This window comes from Streptomyces sp. NPDC029122, assembly GCF_055569445.1.
The window spans coordinates 210,836-232,923 of sequence record NZ_JBVHWK010000001.1; the positions used below are offsets into that span (position 1 = coordinate 210,836).

Here is a 22,088-nt window from a genome sequence, read left to right on the forward strand (position 1 = left end):
GACGACGTACACGACGAGAGACACGGCTGGGGACTGCTCATGAAGGCCACGGAGGTACTGGCGGACGGCTTCGGACGCATCCGGGAGGTGGTCCACGAGACGGTCGAGGGGCTCTCGGCCGAGGAGCTGAACGCCCGGCTCGATCCGGCGGCGAACTCGATCGCCTGGCTGGTCTGGCACCTGACCCGGGTGCAGGACGACCACGTGGCCGACGCCTCGGGCCTGGAGCAGGTGTGGCGGGCCGGGGGCTGGGCGGACCGCTTCGGCCTGCCGCTGCCCGATGACGGCATCGGCTACGGACACACCGCCGCCCAGGCCGGCCAGGTGCGCGTCGACTCCCCCGGCCTGCTGCTGGGCTACTACGACGAGGTGCACGAGCAGAGCCTGCGGTTCGTGCGCGGGCTGTCCGCCGCCGATCTCGAGCGGATCGTCGACGAACGCTGGGACCCTCCCGTCAGCCTGGGCGTGCGTCTGGTCAGCGTCCTGGCGGACGACCTCCAGCACGCGGGCCAGGCGGCCTACGTCCGGGGCGTGCTCCAGCGGCGCTCGGCCTAGCGGAAGCCATCGGCCGCCCCGGTCAGGGCGTGGCCGGCCGCCCGGCCGCGCCAGCGTCGGGCCCGCGGAACGGTGGGGCCGGGGGGACGGTGAGGCCGGTGGCCCCTGCCGGGGCCGCTCGGGCTGCCCGGGTTACTCGATGACGAGCTCGACGGGGATGTTGCCCCGGGTGGCCTTGGAGTAGGGGCAGACCTCGTGGGCCTGCTTGACCAGCAGGGTGCCGGTCTCGCCCTCCAGGTGGGCGGGGAGCTCGACGCGCAGGGTGACGGCGAGGCCGAAGCCGCCGGCGTCCTGGCCGATGGAGGCCTCCGCGGTGACGGACACGTCGCCGGTGTCGACCTTCGCCTGCCGGCCGACCAGCCCGAGGGCGCTGGCGAAGCAGGCGGCGTAGCCGGCGGCGAAGAGCTGCTCGGGGTTGGTGCCCTGACCGTTGCCACCGAGCGCCGGAGGCATGGCGAGCGGGAGGTCGATCTGGCCGTCGGAGCTGACGGCGCGGCCCTCGCGGCCGTTGGCGGTGGCGACGGCGGTGTACAGCGCGTCCATCGGGAGGTCCTTTCGCAGGGGCGGGGCGGCCGGTGGCGACCCTCGGCCACAACTAGAGCACACAATTCAGTTGTGCACAACTCAATGGCCCGCAAGCCGCCTCCGGTACACTGGGCCCATGACCGAGCAGCCCGCCGACGCCTTCCGCGAACCCCTTGGCGACCAGGACTTCCTCCGCCTCGACGGACAGATCTGCTTCGCGCTGGGCGCCGCGAACCGCGCCTTCGGGGGGCTCTACCGGGTCGTCCTGAAGGACCTGGGCCTGACCTACCCCCAGTACCTGGTGATGCTGGTGCTCTGGGAGCACGGCACGATGCCGGTCAAGCAGCTCGGACAGCACCTGCGGCTCGACTCGGGCACGCTCTCGCCCCTGCTCAAGCGCCTGGAGGCGGCGGGCCTGATCCGCCGCGAGCGCAGCGCGGAGGACGAGCGCTCCGTGCACGCGGTGCTGACCGCAGAGGGCTCCGCCCTGCGCGAGCGGGCCGTGGAGGTCCCGCGCCGGATCGCGAGGGCGACCGGGTTCGAGCTCACCGAGATCCGCGACCTCCAGCAGCGCCTGGGCCGCCTCACGGCCGCCCTGGACACCGCCGTGGAGTCCGTCGACGCCGCCGGCCCGGCCTCCCGGGACTGACAGTCCGCCGCCCGCGCACACCCGGCGGCCGAGATAGTTGCTATTATCAACCTTTTACTTGACCACCTTAACTATTGCTGGCTACCTTCTCCAAAGTACTTGACGACATAAAACATCTGCGTCCTGAAGCACTTAAGAAGGTCCTCGCCTCATGAGCTCCGCCGCATCCGCCCCCGCCGAAGCGGGGAACAGGAACGAGACGGTCATCGTCTTCGCCCTGAGCCTCGCCGCCATGGTCGTGTCGATGATGCAGACCCTGCCCGTACCGATCCTGGGCCTGATCCGCGACGACCTCGGCACGTCCACCGCCGGCGTCAGCTGGGTGACCACCGCCACCCTGCTCTCCGCCGCCGTCTTCACCCCGCTGCTGGGCCGCTTCGGCGACCAGCACGGAAAGAAGCCCACGCTGGTGGCCGTCCTCGGCGTGATGGTGGCCGGCTCCGTGGTGGCCGCCCTGGCGACCTCCCTGCCCCTGCTGATCCTCGGCCGAGTGCTCCAGGGCGCCGCCACGGCGATCTTCCCGCTGGCCCTGTCCGTCCTGCGCGAGGAGGTCCGGCCGCAGAAGCTGCCGGGCGCCATGGCGCTGGTCAGCGGCACCCTCGCGTTCGGCAGCGGTCTGGCACTGGTCGCCACCGGCCTGCTGACCTCCGGTGCCCACGCCGACTACCGCAACGCCTTCTGGATGGCGACCGGGTTCGCCGCCCTGGCCCTGCTCGCCGTGGTGTTCCTGGTCCCCGCCACCCGGCACAAGACCGGCGGACGCACCGACTTCCTCGGCGCGCTGACCCTCGGCATCGCCCTGCTGCTGCTCCTGCTGGCCATCTCCCAGGGCCACGAGTGGGGCTGGTCCTCCGCCCGCACCCTCGGCGGCTTCGCCGGGGCGGCCGTGATGACCGCCGTCTGGGTCCTGGTCGAGCGCAAGGTCGCCGAGCCGCTCGTCGACATGAAGATGTTCGTCCACCGCCCGGTGCTGATGGCCAACCTGGCCGGCATCCTCGTCGGCTTCGGCATGTTCGCCAACTTCCTGGGCGTCTCCTACCTCGTCCAGATGCCGGAGGAGCTCACCGGCTACGGCTTCGGCGCGTCCATCCTGCGCGCCTCCGTCCAGTTCCTGCTGCCCGGCGCGATCGTCTCGCTGCTCGCCTCCCCCATCGGCGGCCAACTGGTGCGCCACCGCGGCCCCCGCCTCGCGCTCGCCGTGGCCGCCGCGCTCGGCACCGTCGGCTTCGGCTGGCTGGCGCTCGACCACGACCACGGCCTCTCGGTGATCGGCGCGGGCCTCGTCGTCGGCGCGGCCGTCAGCTTCGGCTACGCCGCCATGCCCGCCGTGATCATGTCCAGCGTCCCGCACCACCAGAGCGGCATCGCCAACGGCATCAACTCCATCTCCCGCTCCACGGGCAGCGCGATCGGCAGCGCCGTCGTCACCACCATCCTGGCGTCGAAGACCGTCGAGCACCTGCCGCAGGGCGTCCCGCCGCTTCCGGCCGAGTCCGGATTCACCCTCACCTTCTGGATCGGGGCCGCCGCCTTCGCCCTGGTCGCGCTGATCGCCCGGCTCGGCCTGCGATCCGGCCACGGCCCGCGCGTGGTGCGGACGGCCGCCCCGAGCCCCGCCCCGTCGAAGGTCCCGGACACCGCCGACGCGGCCTGACCCCGCGTCACACTCCCTCCCGCTGCCCCCGTCCCGCACGGACCGGGGGCAGCGGCGCGTCCGGGAGCACCGCTGCGGAACCCCTCCCCTCCGCGTTGTCAGTGGCGCTCGCTACTCTCCCCGCATACCGCAGCTCAACAGGCGCTCGCGCCGTGATCCGGGCTGCGCAAGAACGTTTTCGGACAGGTGGAGGGGCGCGCGCTGATGGGCTGGCTGGCGTTGGACGAGGGGTACGAGATCTCCCTCGTGGAGGGGCGGGTCGCGGTACGGCGGCCCGCGGGACGGCAGTTGAAGGCGCTGCCGAAGGCGCTGCGCGACCACCCCGAGGTGGACCGGCTGCGCCGGCTCGCCGAGTGGCTGGGCCGGCACGAGGCGGCCTGCGCGGCCCAGGTGGACACCTGGATGGTGTCCTCCCTGCCGGTGCCGACCGAGCTCCTCGCCCGGGTCTGGCCCGACGGGGCCTGGCAGGCCGCGCTGCGCGACCTCGCGGTCGTCCCCGACAGCGACCCCGACGAGGTGGGCTTCCTGCGCGACGCCACCGCCGCCGGCGAGCTGAAGGTGGTCAACCTCGACGGCGAGACCGTACGCCTCTCCCCGCGCACGGTGACCCTGCCGCACCCGGTGCTGCTGCCCGACCTGGACGACGTACGGGAGTTCGCGGCCGAGCTGGACATCACCCAGCGGGTCGAGCAGATCCACAGGGCGACCTGGGAGAAGCCCGCGGACCTGGAACCGGCCGCGACCGAGGTGCACGACTACGCCGGCGGGGTCTTCCCCAGCCGGTTCAGCCTCGCCGCCCGCGCCACGAACCTCGGCTACCGGGTCTCCGGCGGATACGCCACCTGCAAGGTGCGCGACTCCGGCCGGGCGGTGGAGGCGGCCGTGTGGATCGGCGAGCCCTACTGGGACGACGAGTCGGCCACCGGGGCGCTGAACTGGCACGACGAGGAGGGCCGGGCGGTACGCCTGGCCGAGGTCGGACCGGTGGCCTGGTCCGAGGGCATGCGGATGGCCGCGGCGCTGTACGCCGGGCGCACGATCGAAGAGGGCGGGGACGAAGCGTGAGCACCACCGACACCACGGGCACGGCCCGCAACGGCCTCGGCGACAGCGCCGGGCTGCTGGCGGCGGGAGCCGTCCTGCCCGCCGGGACCACCGGGGCGGGCCCCTCGGCCGTCCCCCTCACCGCGCGGACGTACCGTCACCCGGCCCTGGGGGACGAGCGGGTCGTGGTCCGCCTGGCCGCGGCCGAGCTCGGTGCCGCCGAGGACCTCGCCGCGGGCTTCCTGGGCCTCGTACCGGACGGCGAGCCGCGGGTGGTCGGCCTCGGCCGGCGCCAGGCACTCGGCTTCCCCGAGTGGGTGCTGGTGCACCACCCCGAGGACGGGCACCACGCGCTGGCCGTGGTCCCCGAACTGGACCGGCTGGCCCGCCAGGCCAAGACCAAGCCCAAGGCCGCCCTCGACGCCTGCGCCGAGCTGGCCGACCGGCTCGCCGCCGCCGTCCCGCACTTCCTGCCCGTCTTCTACGAGCAGGCCGCGCGCCTCTTCCTCGCCGTGGACAACACCACCTACGCGGCGCAGCTGTTCGGCCGGGCCCGCACGAGCGAGGCCCGCTACGGCCTGGCCGTCGACGAGGACCGGCTCGACGCCGTCTTCCTCGAATTCGCCCTGGCCGGCGCCCTGCCCGTGAAGGTGCTCACCGGCTACGGCAAGGAGCTGGCCCAGCGGGTCTCCCCCGCCGAGGCCTTCGAGCGCTTCCGCCGTCTGTGCGTACGCCGCACCGCGGGCGGGCTCCCGCCGTCCGCGCAGGCCTCCGTCGAGCTGCGCAGGCTGGCCCGCGCCGCCGGGCTGACCGGCAACGAACCCGAGCAGGACTACCTCGCCGAGCTGCTGCCGCTGCCCGCCACCCTGCGGGCCGCGACCGGCTGGTGGAAGGCCCACCGCACGGCGCTCGTCGCCCTCGCCAAGCGCGTGCCCGCGGTACGGGGGACCCTGCTCGGCATCATGCCCTCCGGCGGGGGCGAGGCCGGGGAACTGGCCGCCCTGTGGCTGGAGGTGCTGGAGGAGTCCGGCGCCACCGCCGGGCTCGCCGGGGCGGACGCACCCGCCGAGGAGCGCTGCGCCGACGGCACGGCCGGCTGGCTGGAGCGCTTCCACACCGCCCGCCACACCGGCTGGGGCACCCCGCCGCCGCTCCCCGCCCTGCTGCCCCTCGTCACCCGCTGCGCCGGCCGGCTGCGCGCCGAACTGGCCCTGCCGGGGCGGGAGCAGGGCCTGCGCCTGGGCTTCCAGGACGTGAACCTGCTCGACCTGCTGCTCTCGCTCGGGCTGACCGTCGTCAGACCCGGCCCGGACGAGGTGCTGGGCCTGGACGGCTGGGCCCGTTCGGCCGAGCGGCGCGACCTGCGGGCGCTGTGCGCCGACGAGCGGATGCGTCCGGCGTTCCACCGCACCCTGGAGCGCTTCAACACCCACGTCTCGGCCGGGCGGGAGACGCTGCGGCACCTCGCCGGGGCTCCCGGCAGCGCCCCGCTGGTCGCCGAGTGGGTCCGCGGGCTCGCCGCCCGGTCCTCGGTGGCGGCCCTGCCGGAGCTGCCGGAGGCGCTGCGCCGACTCACCTGGCTGCCGTCCGAGGCACTGGCCCTCGCCCCCGAGGAGGTGTCCCGGGCCGCGTCCGTCGACCTGGGCGAGATCCTGGCCCGCACCCTGCGGGGCGGCCTGTTCGAGGAACTGGTCTGGCCGGCCTGGGAGGCCGCCCTCACCGAGCTGGCGCCCGGCCAGGGGCGCACGCGGCTGACCGTGATGGACGCCTGGCCGTACGTCATCGTCGCGAACTCCACGCAGGTCCGGGTCATCGACGCCGACTCCACCGTGCTCACCCACGACCTGCGGATCCCGCAGGGCGGCAACCGGTACAACCAGGGCTTCCACTACGCCGACGGCGACCTGCTCGTCTTCTGGGCCTCCTACGACGGCCCGGTCCAGGGCTACTGGCTGAGCGCCCCCGACGACGTGCTCACCCTGGACTCCTCCGACTCCTTCTGGTCGGTGCGATCGGAGCACGTCAGCCTGCCGCTGCCCGGCGGCGGCCGCACCACCGGCGGCGCCGCCCCGCTGCACGCGGGCGACAGCAGGCTCCCCGCCGAACGGCCCGTCATCACGGACGGGACCTCGTACTGGGTGTGGGACCAGGGCGGCCGCCCGGGCGACTGGGGCTGGGCCGAGTACGACCCGGCCACGGGCGTACTGGGGCGGCGCTCCCTGCCGGGCTTCCTCGCCGACGCCCTGGACGGCCACCCGAGCGGCAGCGTCCTCAACGACCACGTCGGCCAGAACTGGCTGCGGCCGACGCCCGCCGTCGAGGGCTCCGTGCTGGGTACGCCGGTAGACGGGCTGCTCGGCTGGCGCGTCGTGTACGTCCGGGGCGAGGGCTGGCACGGCTCCGACAACACCGGGCGCTCCGTCACCGTCCGCGAGGGCGGCCCCCTCCCGCGCGCGGCCGTCGCCTTCCCCGGCGACGACCGGCCGCGCGCCGTCTCCCAGGACTGGCGGACCCTGGCCCTCACCGACCCCGAGGGCGCCGTCACCTGCCGGGTCACCTCCGACCACAACGGCGGCCTCTTCTGGACCGGCCACGCCGAACTCCCCCGGCTCGCCTACTGGTACTGCCTGCGGCCCCGCGATCCGGAGGGCTCCGCGGCGCTGCGCGCGCTGGACGGGCGTCGTGCCGGGGAGCTGCTGGCGGCGGCCGCGCGGGCGGTGAAGCGTACGGAGCTGCCCGCGCTGGTCGGCGCGGCCCTGCCCGCCGTCACCGCGCCCGCGCTGCTCGGCGGGGTGGTCGACACCGTCCGCGCGGCGCTGACCCAGCGCCAGGCCCTGGACAGGGTCGCGGCCGCGCTGAAGCCGGCCCCGGACGCGCGCCCGAAGACGCCGGTGGACCGGGGTCCGGCCGACGGGCTGCTCCACCGTGCGCTGCACGGGCTGACGGGTTCCCCGCACCACCGCTACCACGGCGTGGACTCCGACGGCACCTTCCGCTTCCTGCGCGCGCTGGCCGAGGCCGTCGCCGACACCCCCGCCGAGGCGGTACCGGGCCGGCTGCACGTGGACATGCCGAAGCTGGCCCATTCCGCCTTCCCCTGGACCGGGCTGTTCCTGGACGCGCCGGCGGCGGTCGCCTACCGCGCGGTCGTCACCGGTGACACCACCGAGGAGGAGCGGACGGCGCTGCTGCGGGTCCTCGGCGAGGCGGACGCCCTGGGCCTCACCTCGGCCGAGGTGTCCGCCGCGCGCTGGCGGCGCCTGCGGGTGCGCGTCGACACCGCACACCTGCTGGGTGCCGACGGCCGCGAGCGCGGCCGGGGCGGCCGGCACCGCGCCGTGGTCCCGCTCGGCGGCGGCGCCGTGCTCGCCCTCGACGGGCAGACCCAGGAGTACTCCGGGGGCCGCGAGTTCGACGCGTTGCTGCACGACCCGGCCGGCGCCTTCGCCGTGCCCGCCCCCTACACCGGGGCCGGAGCGGGCGGGCCGGTCGGCGACCGCGGGCGCGGCGCCGACTGGGCCTCCGCCTTCCTGAAGGAGGCGGCCGAACGCGGCCCGGCACCCTGGTTCCCGGAGGCCGCCGAGGAGTTCGCGAGGCTCACCGGGGTCCGCGCCGCCGTGGCCGGGCTGGTCCTCGCGGGCCTGCCGCACCTGGACTCGTACGAGCGCGGGTTCCTGCCCGCCGGGCTGCGCGAGACCCTCAAGGTGAAGGCCACCGACGCCGTGAACGCCCGCGACGAGCTCAAGGAGCTGGGCGTGGACGTCCGGTGCGACCTGGTCGCGGCGCTGCTGCCCGCCGACCCGGCGGCGCTGTGGACGCGGGGCCCTGACGCGGCGGCCGCCGCGCGGGTGTGGAACGAGCGCGTGGGGCGTCGTACCCCCGTGCCCGAGTGGCTGCTCGCCGAGGCCGTCAAGGAGGTGCGCGGCGGCGGCTGGGCCCCGCACCGGGCGCTGCCGGCACTGCTCGACGCGGCGGCCTCCGAGGTGCTGAGCACGGACGTCGCGTGGACGGTCAAGGGGGACCACGTGGAACCCTGCGCCCCGGTGGCCCAGCCCTTCGACTCGGGCGTGCTGACGGGGGCCGCGGCCCTGACGGCCTGGCTCGCGCACCGGCTGCCCGCCGGGCATCCGGTACGGGCCTGCCTGCCGCCGGCGCTGACCGCGCTGCGCCAGCGCCTCGCCTCGCCCGGACTCCTGCTCAGCCTCGGGCACTACATCCGGCTGCCCGACTTCCGAAAGGCGGCGGGCACCCCCACCGAGACCGGCGAGGGGTACGAGCGGTACGGCGCGGTGGTGCTGGCCACGCAGGACACGCAGCCCCGGCCCGCGCTGCGGCCCGCCCTGCTGGACTCGACCGGGTCCGACCCGTACCTGCCGCTGCTGCGCGGCACCGACCAGCAGCCCTCCGCGGCCGAGACGGCGCTGCGCCTGGTCCAGGACCCGGCGTTCGCCGCGCTGCTCGCCGATCCGGGGACACCGGTCGCGGGCGCCGTCGACAAGGACGGCACCTGGTGGCCGCAGGACCCGTCGCGCAGCGTGCCGGAGCTGGTGGCGGAGGTGTCCGGGGAGTACGGCCTGGGCGCGGACGCGGCCGCGCTGTACCTGGCGCTGCTGGCGATGCCCGACCCGACCGACCGCAACACGGCCCGCTGGACGGGCTGGAAGCCGGCCCGGATGAAGGCGGCCCGCGCCGAACTGGCCGCCACGGGGCTGGTGGTACAGGCCAGCCGCACCCGCGCCGGACGCTCCCTGTTCCTGCCCGGCGGCTGGACCGAGCCGGGGGCGCCGGTGCTGCCGGTGGAGGCGTGGAAGCTGCCCCTGTACGCGGTGGCGGCGGGCGGTCGTCCGGCGCTGGGCGTACTGGTGCCCGCCGAGCCGGCCGCGGAGCTGTACCGCCGGGCGTGGGGGCGGGTCCGCGAGGGCGACGTACCGCGCTTCGAGGAGCTCAAGGTGAGGCGCGCCGCCGGCCGCCGGCGCTGACCGGCCGGGCCCGGTGGGGGTGCGCGGCAGCGGCCGCCGCGCCCCCACCGGGCCCGCACCGCCCCCTTCGCCCTTCCTTCCCTCTCTTTCCGCCTTCGTTCCTGCTGCCTTCCTTCGTTCTTCCTTGCTGCCTTCCCGACTGCTTCCACGAACCAGAGGACCCGCACCGATGACCGTCACCGAACCGTCCGCGCCCGCCCGGCAGGCCATGCCCGCCGAGGAGCGTCACGCCGCCGAACTCGCCTTCCTCGCCGCCCAGGACACCGGCCCGCGCCCGCCCGGCTGGCTCCTCACCCCCCGCGCGGTGGTCACCTTCGTGTGCGGCAGCGAGGGCGAGGAGCTGGCCCTGCCCAAGCGGCGCGCCGGACTGCCGTCGAAGCGGGTGATCGCCCGCAAGTTCGTCGGGGAACGCGCCCTGGTGGAGCGGTGCGTGGTGACCCTGGCCGGGGAACGGGGGCTACTGCTCACCGGTGAGCCGGGCACCGCCAAGTCGATGCTGTCCGAGCTGCTGTCGGCCGCGGTGTGCGGCACGAGCGAGCTCACCGTGCAGGGCACCGCCGGCACCACCGAGGACGCCTTCCGCTACGGGTGGAACTACGCGCTGCTCCTCGCCCAGGGCCCCACCCCGCAGGCCCTCGTGGACTCCCCCGTGCTCTCCGCGATGCGGACGGGCCGGGTGGCGCGGGTCGAGGAGATCACCCGCTGCCTGCCCGAGGTGCAGGACGCGCTCGTGTCGATCCTGTCCGACCGCCGGGTCAGCGTGCCGGAACTGACCGCCACCGAGGACGCGGTGGTTTCCGCCGCCCCCGGCTTCACCGTCATCGCCACCGCCAACCTGCGCGACCGCGGCGTCTCGGAGATGTCCGCCGCCCTCAAGCGGCGCTTCAACTTCGAGACCGTCGGCCCGATCGCCGACCCCGACGCCGAGGCCGCCCTCGTCCGGCGGCAGGCCGTCGCCGCCGTGGAACGCGCCGGAGCGGCCTTCGGGGTGGACGACTCCGTCCTCGACGCGCTCGTCACCGTCTTCCGGGACCTGCGATCGGGGCGCAGCGCCGAGGGCTGGGACGTGGAGCGGCCCGGTACCGTCATGTCCACCGCCGAGGCCGTGCAGGTGGCGGCCTCGCTGGGCGTCGCGGCCGCGTACCTGCCGGGCGGTGACGTGCTGGACCTGCTGCCGGGACACCTGCTGGGCGTCGTGCGCAAGGACGACCCCGCCGACCACGGGCGGCTGCTGGGCTACTGGGACGGCCCGGTGCGCCGCCGGGCCGAGGACGGCTCCGCGATGTGGCGCCGCCTGTGGGACCTGCGCGGGAGCCTGCGTTGACGCTCACCGCCGAACCGCGGGCGGCGGTCGAGGAACTGGCCGCGTGCCGCGCGCCGTACCTGCTCGGGGTACGCCACCACAGTCCCGCGCTGGCCGCGGTGGTCCCCGCGCTGCTGGAGGCGGCGGACCCCGAGGTGGTCTGCGTGGAGCTGCCTGCCGACTTCCAGCGCTGGCTGGCGCACCTGGCCGACCCGGAGACCCTCGCGCCGGTCGCGCTGGCGGGCCTGGGGGCCGAAGGGCGCCTCGCCTTCTACCCGTTCGCGGACTTCTCCCCCGAGCTGGCGGCGATCCGCTGGGCGCGCGGCCGGGGCGTGGAGGTCGTCTGCTGCGACCTGCCGCTGTCCGACCGGGGGTGGACCCCGGAGGCCGTTGCGTCGGCCCCCGGCCCGTCCGGGCTCCGGTCCTACGCCGGGGCGCTCGCCGCGTCGGGCACCGGACGCGAGGGCGACGACCTGTGGGACCGGGCCGTGGAGGTCCTGGCCCCGGGCTGTTCCGCGGAGGCCGTACGCCGCGCCGCGCTCGGCGTCGGCTGGGCGCTGCGTACGGACGCGGGCGACGTTCCGGCTGTGGACCTGGCGCGGGAGGCCCACATGCGGGGCGTGCTCGCCGGGTTCGCGGGCCGTCGGGTCGCCGCCGTGATCGGCGCCTTCCACGCCCCCGCCCTGGCCCCGGGTGCGGGCGGGGAGGCGGTGGCGGTCTCCGGTCCGGACACCGCCGGCGCCGCCGACGGCGGCGTCGTCACCTCGTTCGTGGCGTACTCCCACGACCTGCTCGATTCCCGCTCCGGCTACCCCGCCGGGATCCGGGACCCGCTGTGGCAGCAGGCCGTGTTCGAAGCGGGCGGGGACCCCGTGCGGCTGCGGGAGGCCGCGGCCGCCGCCGTCACCGGGCTGTGCCGGGAGCTGCGCCGCGCCGGGCACACCGCGGGCACCGGGGAGGCCGCCGAGACGCTGCGCCTGGCCTGCGACCTGGCGGTGCTGCGCGGGCTGCCCGCCCCCGGCCGGGGCGAGCTGCTGGAGGCCGTCACCACGGTGCTCGGGCAGGGCGAACCCCTGGGCCGGGGGCGGGCGCTGGCCCGCGCCCTGGAGGCCGTGTTCGTCGGCACGGGCCGCGGCCGGACCACCCCGCACGCCCCCCGCTCCGGGCTCGGCCCCTCCGTGGAGGCGGAGCTGGCCGCGCTGCGGCTGCCGTGTCCCGAGGACCCGGAGCCGCGCGAGGTCCGCCTGGACCCGCTGCGCTCCGAGCTCGACGGACGCCGGGAGGTGCTGCTGCGGCGGCTGCTGGTCTGCGGCGCCTCCTACGGGGAGCCCGTGGCGGTCGCCGCCACCGGCGACGGCACCGCCCTGGGGAGCAAGTGGCGGCTGTCCTGGACCCCGTCGGTCCCGGCCCGCCTCGACCTGGCGGGGGTCCGCGGCGTGAGCGCCGCCCAGGCGGCCGCCGGGACGCTGCGGGACACCGCGCGCCGCCAGGCGGCCGAAGGCGGCCCGACGGCCGCCCAGGTGCTGGCCGGGCTCGACGCCGCCGCGCGCTGCGACCTGCCCGAACTGGTCGGCGTACGACTGGAGGAGATGGCGGCCGTACTGCCGGACACCGCCACCGTGCCCGAGCTCCTGGAGGCCGTCGACCTGCTGGAGGGGCTGCGCCGCGGCCACCTGCCCGGTGCCCCGGACGGGGCGCGGGCCACGGCCGAGGAGCTCGTCGGCGACCTGCTGGACGCCGCGCTGCGGTCCCTGCCCGGCCTCGCCGGCAGCGACGACCCCGCCGACGCGGGCGCCCTGGTGGCCCTCGCCGACCGGGCCGCCGCCCGCCGGCTGGGGCTGCGCATGGACGCCGCCCTCGCCGAACTCGCCTCCGGAGCCGGCCCCTTGATGCGGGGTGCGGCCCTGGCCGTACGGGTCCTGCTCGACCTGGATCCGGCCGCCGGGCTCGGCTCCCGCGCCGCCGCCTGGGTGGACGGCGCGGCCACCGCCGACGGGCGGCGCACGCTGGCCCGCCGGCTCGCCGGACTGCTCACCGCCGCCGGGCCGCTGCTCGGTGCCTCCCCGGCCGCCCTCACCCCGCTGCTGGACCGGGTGGACTCGCTGGCCGACGGGGCGTTCCTGGAGCGGTTGCCGGCGCTGCGGGCCGGGTTCGACGTGCTGACCCCGGCCGCCCGGGAGCGGCTCCTGGACACGGTCACCGAGCGGCTCGGCGACCGGGTCGACCTCTCGCTGGACGCGCCGCCCGCGCTGCTGGCCCTGTGGGCGGCCGCCGACGCCGCCGGGCTGGCCGCGGTCAAGGAGCTGGCGCTGCCCGGGGGTTGCCCCGTCACGGCCGCCGCGACCCTCGCGGAGCCGGCCGCCGCGGCCGCACCCGCGCCCGGCGGTCCGCTGCCGGACGGGCGGCGGCTCGCGCCCGCCGACCGGTGGCGCCTGCTGCTCGGCCGCCAGCGCGACCGGCTCCCGGCCGACGCGCGGCCCTATGCCCGCGCGCTGGACGAGCTGTACGGCGCCGGGCGCGGGGAGGGTTCCGCGGACGTGGGCCGCCCCGGCTCCGGCGGCGGGGACGGGGCCTCCTTCCCGACCGCCCGGGAGTGGTCGGCGGAGCTGGAGTCCCTCTTCGGCGCCGACGTGCGCGAGGAGGTGCTGGCCGACGCGGCCGGGGCGGGCCGCACCGATGTGCTGGCCCAGCTGGACCCGGCGTCGGTGCGCCCGTCCGTGGAACTGCTGACCTCGGTGCTGTCCTTGGCCGGCGGCATGTCCGAGGCGCACCTGGCCCGGCTGCGGCCGCTGGTGCGGCGGCTCGTCGACGAGCTGTCCAAGGAGCTGGCCACCCGGCTGCGCCCGGCCCTCACGGGCCTGGCCTCGCCTCGTCCGACCCGCCGTCCCGGCGGCCCGCTCGACCTGGCGCGCACCCTGCGGGCCAACCTGGCGCACACCCGGCGCCTGGACGACGGCCGGGTGGTGGTGGTCCCGGAGCGGCCCGTGTTCAGCACGCGGGCGTCGAAGGAGGCGGACTGGCGGCTGGTCCTGGTGGTGGACGTCTCCGGGTCGATGGAGGCGTCCGTGGTGTGGTCGGCGCTGACGGCCGCGGTGCTGGGCGGCGTCCCGACCCTGTCCACCCACTTCCTGGCCTTCTCCACCCAGGTCGTCGACCTCAGCGGCCGCGTCGAGGACCCCCTCTCTCTGCTGCTGGAGGTCCGGGTCGGCGGCGGTACGCACATCGCCGCGGGCCTCGCGCACGCCCGGAGCCTGATCACGGTGCCGAGCCGCACCCTGGTCGTCGTGGTCAGCGACTTCGAGGAGGGCGCCCCGCTCGGGGGTCTGCTCGCCGAGGTGCGCGCGCTGGCCGCCTCCGGTGCCCATCTGCTGGGCTGCGCCGCGCTCGACGACTCGGGCGCGCCCCGGTACTCGGTGCCGGTCGCACGGCAGCTCGTCGCGGCGGGGATGCCGGTGGCCGCGCTCAGCCCTCTCGCCCTCGCCCGCTGGGTGGGCGACCGACTCCGTGGGGAGCCCCGATGACCAGCCCGCTGTTGCCGCCCGTCGCCGCCGAGGTGGTCGCGGACGCGGTGGAGAACCTGAGCGCCCGGCTGCGCAAGAAGCTGGACGCCGCGATCGAGGGCTGCGCGGCGGCAGCGGACACCGCGACCGATGGGAGTGTCACGGTCCGCTTCGGTGAGGACGCGGTGGTCATCCTGCGGCCGGGGCCGTCGGGGGCGGTCACGGAGCCCGGCCAGGCCGTCTGCGGCTGCCTGCTGGCCCCGCGCTGTCTGCACCGGGCGGCGGTCCTGGGGGCCGCGCCGCTGGCCGGTCCGCCGGCTGAGGAATCGGCCGGGGACGAGGCCGGGGACGAGGCCGGGGAGGCGGGGTCCGCGGACGGGCCCCGGGAGGAGGAGGCCGCCGCCCCGGGCCCCGGAGCCGGCGGGGTGCGCCCGGCGGACGGATCCCCGGACGGACCCGGTGCGGGAGGTGTGGGCGAACGGCCCACGCAGGCCCAGGTACGGGCCGGCGCCGCACTGTGGGCCGTGTCGGCGGAGGCGCTCGCCGCCGGGGCCGGCGCGGCGGGCGCGGTGGTCCAGGCCGAACTGCTGCGGGCCGCGCACACCGCCCGGCTCGCCGGCCTGCCGCGCGCGGAGGCCGCCGCGCTGCGGGTGGTACGGGGACTGCGTGCCGCGCGGGAGCGCCACGCCGCCCAGCGGCTGACCGACCTGGCCGCCGCCTTCTCGGAACTGCTGCGCACCGCCGCGCTGCTGGCGTCCGGGACGGGCGGTCCCGGCCTGACCGCGGGCGGCCGGCGCGCCTACGGGGCCGGGGGCGGTCTGCGCGTCCACGGCCTGTGCCGGGAGCCCGTGCTGACCGCCACCGGCTACGGCGGTGTGGTCACCCACCTGCTGGGCGCGGACGGCGCCCGCTACACGCTGTCGGACGTGCGCCCCGGCGGGTTCGCCCGTGCCCGGGGCGCGGGGGCCGCCTCCGTGTCCCTGGGCGGAGCCGCCCTCGACCACGCGGGGCTGGCGCGCGCGGGTCTGCGTATCGCCGGGGCGTCGGTCTCCGCCGACGGGCGCCTCGGCGCCGGGCGCGGGGTCCGGGCGGTGCCGGCGCCCGGGGCGGCCTGGGACGAGGAGCCTCTGGCGTCGCTCTTCGCCCGCCCGGCGGCCGAGGCCGTACGGGAGCTGCTGTCGCAGGACGCCGAACCGGGGCTGCTGGGCTGCGACGTCCGGGTGGTCGGCGCGGCCGGGGAGCACCTGCTGGTGCGGGAGCTGCGCGCGGACGCACCGCTGCTGCGGCTGCGCCCGGCGCATCCGCACCCGGAGCTGGCGCACACCGCCAACCTGCGCCGCCTGGCGGGGTGTCCGGGGCTGGCGGTACGCGTCCTGGGCCGGCCCGACCCGGACCGGGCCGCGACGCTCAGCCCGCTCGCGGTGGGGCCGGTGCCCGGGGAGGCGTACACGCTGCGGCTGCCGCCGGAGTGGCGCGACCGGGCCGATCTGGGTTACGACCGGCTCCAGGGCGGCCACTTCCCGGAGGGCGAGGCCCCGGAGCCGGTGCTCCCCGGCGAGCCGGGGCCGGACCCACTGGCCGACTCTCCGCTGTGGCGGGTGCGCCGGCTGCTGGAGACGGGGGTGGCCGGCGGGCGCCGGTCGGTCGCGGAGACCGCCCGGGGTCCGGAGCCGCTGGCGGCGTGCGGACCGTTGCGCCGGGCCGGCTTCGGGACGGCGGCCGACCTGGCGGCGGCCCTGGTGGCCGAGGCCGACCGCCGCCCCCGGGACGCCTTCGGCCGGCTCACCGAAGCCTCGTCCGAGGGCTACGCCCGGGCCTGGCTGGCGGCGGCCACCCACCTCGAGGCGGCCCGGCGTTCCCTGGTGACCGCCTCCTGGGCCTGACCCGGGGCCCCGGGCGGCCCTGCGGCAGTGTTCCCGCGCGGGGCGTCGGCACCGCCGTCGCTCCGCCTGCCGGCGTACCGTCAGCGACGTGCGCGACGGGGAGCCGGGGAGCCGGTGCGTGGACGCTTGTCCGCTTTTGGGTAGTCTCCCCGGGTCGGTTTCGCGCGGTGTCGTCGGGGTGGGGTGGGCTCATGGGTCGTCAGAGGGGTGCCGTCGGCGCGGCGGTGGCCGTGGCGTTGCTGCTCGGCGCGAGCGGGTGCGGCGGGGCGGGGAGTTCCGGGGACGGGAAACCGGCGGCGAGCATCGGCCCCTCCGCACCGGCGCCGGCCTCCGCTTCCCCGTCCGCCCCGGCCTCCGCGCCCTCCGACGGCGACGCCAAGCCGGCCTCCGGGGACGTACTGCCGGGCATGGTCAGCGCGGCCGTCGCACGGACCCGGCTCGCCGCCCTGACCACCGGCAGGCCCGGCACGATGGCCGGGTACAGCCGGGACAGGTTCACGCACTGGGCCGAGCAGGGGGGCTCGTGCGACACCCGCGAGACCGTGCTCGAGCGGGACGGGACCGACGTCACCCAGGACGCGCAGTGCCGGGCCGTGTCGGGCCGCTGGAAGAGCCTCTACGACGGCGTCTCCGTGAACGAGGCCGCGAAGGTGGACATCGACCACGTGGTTCCGCTGGCGGAGGCCTGGCGGTCCGGCGCCTCCGGCTGGGACGCCGCGAAGCGCAAGGCCTTCGCCAACGACCTGACGCGACCGCAGCTGCTGGCGGTCTCGGCCTCGTCCAACCGCTCCAAGGGCGACCAGAGTCCCGACCTGTGGCAGCCGCCGGACACGTCGAGCTGGTGTCAGTACGGGCGGGCCTGGACCACCGTGAAGTCCCATTACGGTCTGACCGTCACCGAAGCCGAAAGGACCATGCTCACCACCATGATCGACACCTGCGCCCCATGACCGCGCCCCGGCAGTGGCAGGACGACGTCCTCGCGGGCCCCGGCGGCGCCATGACCGATGAGGTCGGCGTCATCACGGGCCCGCTCACGCTGCGCACCACCGGCGGCCCGGACGGACGGGTCCGCCTCGAGGTCCAGTACACGGACGCGGACGAGTGGTACACGCTCACCGGCAGCCCGGTGGCCCACGGGGACCCCCACGCCCTCCACACGGCCGCGCTGCGCGCGATCCGGGCCGGTGGCGGCGCCGTGGCACCGCGCGCACCGGCCTGACACCCCCTCGATGGCCCGCCGGCCGTCCGGCTGACACACTGGCGACCCGATCACTTCAGGAGGCAGGCAGATGGCCGACACACCGGACACCCCCGGCAAGGACGCCCCGCAGGACGAGTCCCCCGCCGAGGAGGCCAAGCGCAAGTTCCGCGAGGCCCTCGACCGCAACGCCGCGAACGCCCAGTCCCAGCAGGCCCACCAGAGCCGGGCGAAGGTGCAGGGCTCCAGCAGTGGGCCGGGCGGCAAGAACAAGAAGGTCCGCCGCAAGACCGGCTGACCGCCGGGCCGGCCGGCCGGCTGCCGGCCGGCTGACCGGGTGGCCTTGTGGATCCTTTGGGCCGCACGGGTGACGGGCGATAACCCGTCGGCCCGGGGGGAGTTGATCAGGTCGTTCCGCCGGGGACAGCACATACGACAGAAGGATCCACACGATGCTCAAGAAGTTCATGGCCACCGCCGCGGTCACCGCCTCCGTCGTCGGGGCGGGCGCCCTCGCAGCCTCCCCGGCGATGGCGATCGGCAACGACAACGGGGTCAACACGGTCAACGGCAACAACTCCGCGCAGATCTACGGCAACCAGGAGACCTCCGGCCGTCTGAGCCCGCAGCTCTCCGCGGTCCAGGGCTCGCTGAACAAGCTCTGCATCGGCCTGCCGGCGAAGGTCAACGTCCAGTCGATCCTCGCCCTGGTCAACGTCGGTGTCCAGGACATCAACGTCCTGGCCAACCCGCAGAACCAGCAGTGCGCCGAGAACTCCACCCAGGGCAAGGGCGACGAGCCCCTCTCGCACCTCGTGGAGAACATCCCGGTCCTGTCCGGCAACCTCTCGGCCGGCAGCTGACCCAGCGGCCCCGGAGCGGCGTGACGGTTCGACCGTCACACCGCTCCGGCACGTTCCGGCCCCACACGTAACGGCTCTGGTCTAGACCTTGACAGGTCCAGACCACTTTCGGTTCAGTGGCGGTAGTCGTCGCCCCCCAGGCGACGGCGACAATTCCCCCCACTCCAGGAGCAGTTACGTGATACGTACGCTACGCCGCCGCACCCTCTCCCTCGCCGCGGCCGCCGCCGCGACCCTCGGCCTGGCCGTCGCCCTGCCCGCCTCCCCCGCCGCCGCGGCGCCCGCCTGCGCCGGCGCCTGGAGCTCCTCCGCCGTCTACACGGGCGGTACGAACGCCTCGTACGGCGGCCACAACTGGCAGGCCAAGTGGTGGACGCAGGGCGAGACGCCCGGCACCACCGGCCAGTGGGGCGTCTGGTCGGACCAGGGCGCCTGCGGCGGCGGGGGCCAGGAACCCGACCCGGGCACCGGCAACCCGTCCGGCTTCGTGGTCAGCGAGGCCCAGTTCCACCAGATGTTCCCGAACCGGAACCCCTTCTACACCTACAACGGCCTGGTGGCGGCGCTCTCCGCGTACCCCGGGTTCGCCAACACCGGCGACGACACCGTCAAGCGGCGCGAGGCGGCCGCCTTCCTCGCGAACGTCTCGCACGAGACGGGCGGGCTGGTGCACATAGTGGAGCAGAACACCGCCAACTACCCGCACTACTGTGACGCCTCCCAGCCCTACGGCTGCCCCGCCGGCCAGGCCGCGTACTACGGCCGCGGCCCCATCCAGCTCAGCTGGAACTTCAACTACAAGGCGGCGGGCGACGCCCTCGGCATCAACCTGCTCGCCGACCCCTACCTGGTGGAGCGGGACCCGGCCGTCGCGATGAAGACGGCGCTCTGGTACTGGAACACCCAGAACGGCCCCGGCACGATGACCGCGCACGCCGCCATGGTCAACGGCGCGGGCTTCGGCGAGACGATCCGCTCCATCAACGGCGCCCTGGAGTGCAACGGCGGGAACCCGGCGCAGGTACAGAGCCGGGTCAGCAAGTACCAGAGCTTCACCCAGTTGCTGGGCGTCACCCCGGGGAACAACCTGAGCTGCTGACGGCGGCCGGGGGGCCGGCTCACTGGCCGCGCAGCGCCGTGGCGAGCTGGGCGCGGGAGCGGACGTCCAGTTTCTGGTAGATCCGGGTGAGCCGGGACTCCACCGTCTTGACGCTCAGGAAGAGCTTCGCGGCCGCCTCCTGGTTGCTGGCACCCCCGGCGACGAGGAGCGCGAGCCGGGCCTCCGCCTCGGTCAGGGCCTCCACGCCGGGGTGCGGGCCGCAGCTCTCGGGCGCGTTCTCCCGGGCGAGTTCCAGCCAGGGCACGGCTCCGGCGGCCTCGAACAGCTCGGCCGCGGCCCGCAGCGCGTCCCGGGCCGGGGCACGGCGGCGGCGCCTGCGTTCCACGCGGGCCAGCGCGAGCAGCGTACGGCCGTGTTCGAGGGGCAGTCCGAGGGCGCCGAACCGCTCGGCGGTCGCCTCCAGCAGGGCGACCGCCCGCTCCGGCTCGCCCTGCGCGGACAGGCACAGGCCCCGGGCCCGGTCCAGGGCCGCGAGCACGGTGGTCCGGCCCAGGGAGCGGGCGACGGGCGTGACCCGGTCCAGCAGTACGACCGCCTCGTGCGGGGCGTCGGCGGCGACCAGCGCCTCGGCGAGCTCCCCGTGCCAGCGCAGGACGGAGGGGTCCACCACCTGCTGGGCCTCCTCCAGGGCGGCGACCCGGCGCAGGGTGGCCACGGCCTTCGCGGCGTCCCCGGTGGCCAGTTCCACCGTGCCGAGCGCGTACAGCCCCCGGGAGAGGAACACCTGGTCGCCCTCCTCCTCGGAGGCCCTGATGCCCCGGCGGGCATAGGCGGCGGCGCGGGCGAAGCTGCCTCCGGCGGCCTCGGCGGTGGCGGCCACGTACCAGGCCGGGCCGGGTGAGAGGCCCGCTTCGATGGTGAGCTCCAGGGCGCGGCGGGCATGGGCCGTGCCCCGGGCGCAGTGGCCCCGGCGCAGTTCGGCCTCGGTCATGCTGCGCAGCACCTCGAAGACGTCCTCGGCGGAGCCGGTCCGCTGGACGGCGGGCAGCAGGGCGAGGAGCTGGCGGTGGGCGTCGGCGAGCCGGTCGTCGAAGAGGGCGTGGCGGACGGCGAGGAACTGGGGGGCGTTGCGCATGCCGAGGGGGACCTCGGGGGCGGGCAGGGCGAGGGCCTCGGCCAGGATGTCCTCCGCGTCGGGGTCGCCGAGGATGCGGCCCATCCGGGCGCGGACGGTCAGCGCCATGGCCTCGGCGACCTGGTCTCCCCCGGCCTTCGCGAGCGCTCCGGCCTCGGCCGCGGCGTCGCGGGCGCGGACCGGGTCGCCGTCGCCGATGTTGTGCTTCCAGGCGATCCTCAGCTGGACGGCGGCCTGGAGGGAGGGGTCTCCGGCGGCGTCGGCCACGGCGTGGGCGATGGTCTCGTCGAGGTCGGCCAGGGCCTGCCCGGCGGCGTCGATGACCGCGAGCCGGGCCCGTACCCGCTGGGCGGGCGAGGCGTCGCGGGCGAGCACGGCGCGGGTGGCGCGGCGGGCCAGGTCGGCGCGGCCGGCCCAGCCGGCGTCCTCGGCGGCGCGGACGAGGCGGGCGAGCTCCTCCTGCGGGAAGGCGGCGGGGGTGCGTTCGGCGGCGAGCAGGCCGAGTTCGGCGGCCAGGGCCCGCTGCCCCCGGCGGCGGCAGGCGTCGGCGGCCCGGGTGATCTCGGCGGCGAGGTCGGCGTCGGGGGTGTCGACGGCGAGCGCGCGGTGGCGTACGGCCTGGACGGGGTCGTCCACGGCGGCGGCGAGCGCTGCGTGCCCGGCGGCCCGCTCGGGCCAGCCGGCGTCGGCGGCCAGGGCGGTCGGCAGGGCTCCGGCGGTAAAGGCCACGGTGCCGTCCTCACCGACGGTGACCAGCGCGGCCCGTTCGGCCTGCGCGAGTTCCGCCTCGGCGTCGGGGCGTCCGGCCCGGCGCAGCAGGGCGGTGGTGGGGCGGGCGGCGAGTGCGGCGAGGAGCAGGGTGGGGCGGGCCCTGCCGGGCGCGGCGGCGAGGAGCCTGCGGGCGACGTCGCGGGCCTGGCCGGTGACGGGCAGGGTGTCGGCGTGGTGGGCGCCGCCGCCCTGTCCGGCGGCGGCTTCGGCGAGGGAGTGGCCCAGTGCCAGGGCGAGGCGGGGGTTGCCGCCGCTGGCCTGGTGGATGCGGCCGGCGAGGCGGGCGGGCAGGCCGTGGCGCAGCAGCAGCTCGGCGACCTCGTCGGCGCCGAGGGCGGGGACGTGGACGACGGGGGTGCCGGGGCCGCAGAGGGATTCGGCGACGGGTGAGTCCTGGACGCATTCGGCGGCGAGGACCCGTACGCGCGGCGGGGTGAGGCGCAGGACGAAGCGGAGCAGGTCGGTGCTCTCGGGGTCGAGCCACTGGGCGTTGTCGAGGACGAGCAGGACGGGCCCGGAGGCGGCGAGGGTGCGGAGCACTTCGACGACGGCCAGGCGCAGGGCGACGTGGTCGCGGCCCGCGCGGGGGGCGTCGGCCTCGCGGCGGAGCAGGGCGACGGCCGTGCGCTGCGGTCCGGCGAGGCGGTCCAGGGCGGTGCGGGGTACGGAGGCGAGGAGGGCCGCGGCCGAGGCCTCGGGTATCTCCCGGTCGACGGCCTCGGGGGCGAGGCGCAGGACGGTTTCGCGCCGCCTGGCGGCTGCGGCCGCGACGGCGCGCGCCACCTCGGTCTTTCCCGAGCCGGCGCATCCCGTGAGGACGGCGCGGCCGTGCGCGGCCAGCGCCCGGTCGACCGCCTCGATGAGTGCGCCGTGTCCGACGTTGGTGTCAGCGTTCCCCGTCGCCGCCACGCACAGCCACCAGCCTTTCGCGCCCCTGCTCCTGTGCCCTTCCTGTGAGACGCGACA

15 protein-coding genes are annotated in these 22,088 nt (G+C 76.4%); 13 read left to right on the plus strand and 2 right to left on the minus strand.

Features of this window, described 5'->3' with window-relative positions:
• Positions 1-39: 39 nt before the first annotated feature.
• Positions 40-555 (plus strand): mycothiol transferase, encoded by a 516-nt coding sequence (locus tag ACZ4WZ_RS00875; RefSeq protein WP_467884191.1) that lies wholly within the window; start codon positions 40-42, stop codon positions 553-555.
• A 132-nt stretch (positions 556-687) separates the two neighbouring features.
• Here ACZ4WZ_RS00875 and ACZ4WZ_RS00880 read toward each other — a convergent pair whose 3' ends face one another.
• Positions 688-1,098: an organic hydroperoxide resistance protein gene (locus ACZ4WZ_RS00880; RefSeq protein WP_007262362.1), complete on the minus strand. Its 411-nt coding sequence runs from the start codon at positions 1,096-1,098 to the stop codon at positions 688-690.
• Between the two features lie 118 nt (positions 1,099-1,216).
• Between ACZ4WZ_RS00880 and ACZ4WZ_RS00885 the strand changes: the two genes are divergently transcribed.
• From ACZ4WZ_RS00885 to ACZ4WZ_RS00940, 12 genes are all read left to right on the plus strand, one after another.
• Positions 1,217-1,729: a MarR family winged helix-turn-helix transcriptional regulator gene (locus tag ACZ4WZ_RS00885; protein ID WP_467883773.1), complete on the plus strand. Its 513-nt coding sequence runs from the start codon at positions 1,217-1,219 to the stop codon at positions 1,727-1,729.
• Positions 1,730-1,880: 151 nt separating this feature from the next.
• Positions 1,881-3,383: an MFS transporter gene (locus ACZ4WZ_RS00890; RefSeq protein ID WP_467883774.1), complete on the plus strand. Its 1,503-nt coding sequence runs from the start codon at positions 1,881-1,883 to the stop codon at positions 3,381-3,383.
• A 204-nt stretch (positions 3,384-3,587) separates the two neighbouring features.
• Complete coding sequence (locus ACZ4WZ_RS00895; protein ID WP_467883775.1) at positions 3,588-4,448, plus strand: DUF4132 domain-containing protein; 861 nt, start codon at positions 3,588-3,590, stop codon at positions 4,446-4,448.
• Positions 4,445-9,406, plus strand: coding sequence for a DNA-binding protein (locus tag ACZ4WZ_RS00900; RefSeq protein ID WP_467883776.1), 4,962 nt, complete (start codon positions 4,445-4,447; stop codon positions 9,404-9,406). Before ACZ4WZ_RS00895 ends, ACZ4WZ_RS00900 begins: the two co-directional genes overlap by 4 nt.
• Positions 9,407-9,575: 169 nt before the next feature.
• Positions 9,576-10,730, plus strand: coding sequence for an ATP-binding protein (locus tag ACZ4WZ_RS00905; protein ID WP_467883777.1), 1,155 nt, complete (start codon positions 9,576-9,578; stop codon positions 10,728-10,730).
• Positions 10,727-14,230, plus strand: a complete 3,504-nt coding sequence (locus ACZ4WZ_RS00910) for a DUF5682 family protein (RefSeq protein ID WP_467883778.1) — start codon at positions 10,727-10,729, stop codon at positions 14,228-14,230. Before ACZ4WZ_RS00905 ends, ACZ4WZ_RS00910 begins: the two co-directional genes overlap by 4 nt.
• A complete protein-coding gene (locus tag ACZ4WZ_RS00915) occupies positions 14,227-16,092 on the plus strand; it encodes a hypothetical protein (protein ID WP_467883779.1) in 1,866 nt (621 codons plus the stop codon). The genes ACZ4WZ_RS00910 and ACZ4WZ_RS00915 overlap by 4 nt, the downstream gene beginning before the upstream one ends.
• Before the next feature lie 191 nt (positions 16,093-16,283).
• Positions 16,284-17,042 (plus strand): HNH endonuclease family protein, encoded by a 759-nt coding sequence (locus ACZ4WZ_RS00920; RefSeq protein WP_467883780.1) that lies wholly within the window; start codon positions 16,284-16,286, stop codon positions 17,040-17,042.
• A complete protein-coding gene (locus tag ACZ4WZ_RS00925) occupies positions 17,039-17,314 on the plus strand; it encodes a hypothetical protein (protein WP_467883781.1) in 276 nt (91 codons plus the stop codon). Before ACZ4WZ_RS00920 ends, ACZ4WZ_RS00925 begins: the two co-directional genes overlap by 4 nt.
• A 70-nt stretch (positions 17,315-17,384) precedes the next feature.
• The gene (locus ACZ4WZ_RS00930; RefSeq protein WP_467883782.1) at positions 17,385-17,591 is read left to right on the plus strand and encodes a DUF5302 domain-containing protein; all 207 of its coding nucleotides are present in this window, start codon (positions 17,385-17,387) and stop codon (positions 17,589-17,591) included.
• Between the two features lie 154 nt (positions 17,592-17,745).
• A complete protein-coding gene (locus tag ACZ4WZ_RS00935; RefSeq protein ID WP_467883783.1) occupies positions 17,746-18,156 on the plus strand; it encodes a rodlin in 411 nt (136 codons plus the stop codon).
• Positions 18,157-18,334: 178 nt separating this feature from the next.
• Entirely contained in the window at positions 18,335-19,255 is a 921-nt protein-coding gene (locus ACZ4WZ_RS00940) for a glycoside hydrolase family 19 protein (RefSeq protein ID WP_467883784.1), read from the plus strand.
• A gap of 19 nt (positions 19,256-19,274) precedes the next feature.
• Here ACZ4WZ_RS00940 and ACZ4WZ_RS00945 read toward each other — a convergent pair whose 3' ends face one another.
• Positions 19,275-22,031: a helix-turn-helix transcriptional regulator gene (locus tag ACZ4WZ_RS00945; protein WP_467883785.1), complete on the minus strand. Its 2,757-nt coding sequence runs from the start codon at positions 22,029-22,031 to the stop codon at positions 19,275-19,277.
• Positions 22,032-22,088 lie beyond the last annotated feature (57 nt).